The organism is Vibrio sp. 1249-1 (assembly GCF_033340495.1).
Genome location: NZ_JAWOWJ010000879.1, coordinates 1 through 580 on the forward strand (window position 1 = coordinate 1; position 580 = coordinate 580).

The 580-nt window shown below is 49.5% G+C and carries 1 protein-coding gene; it reads left to right on the forward strand.

Annotated elements, in window-relative coordinates; translation table 11 throughout:
- Positions 1–580 (forward strand): ATP-binding cassette domain-containing protein (locus R7Z50_RS29435; RefSeq protein ID WP_318150005.1); only part of this gene is annotated, 580 nt, incomplete at both ends.

Consider the following 580-nt stretch of genomic DNA (forward strand, 5'->3'; position numbering starts at 1 on the left):
AAGGGGAAATTCTATTTAACGGCACCAACATCAATGACATCATCTCACGACACGATATTCAAGATTATCGCAGTAAGGTACAAATGGTGTTTCAAGACCCTTTTGGATCGCTGAACCCTACCCACACAATTCGTCATCATCTAACTCGCCCGTTGAAAATCCACAAGCAGGTGCAGCATGACCGCGAGATCCCGGCGAGATTGGAGGAACTTCTCAAGCTGGTGGAATTGCCAGAAGAGACGTTAAACAAGTACCCGCACGAACTCAGCGGCGGTCAGCGTCAGCGAGTAAACCTCGCACGCGCACTGGCCGTCGGTTCACAAATAATTTTGGCCGATGAACCAACATCGATGCTGGATGTGTCAATTCGCTTGGGCGTATTGAACTTGATGCAGCGTATGAAGCAAGAGCTTGGGATTGGCTTTTTGTACATTACCCACGACCTCGCCACCGCGCACTACATCGCTGAAGAAACAGCGGTGATGTATAAAGGGCAAATCGTTGAATGGGGTGACACGCACGCGATCTTGAAAAATCCACAGCACCCATACACTAAGTTGTTGATCTCAGCCGTGCCCGA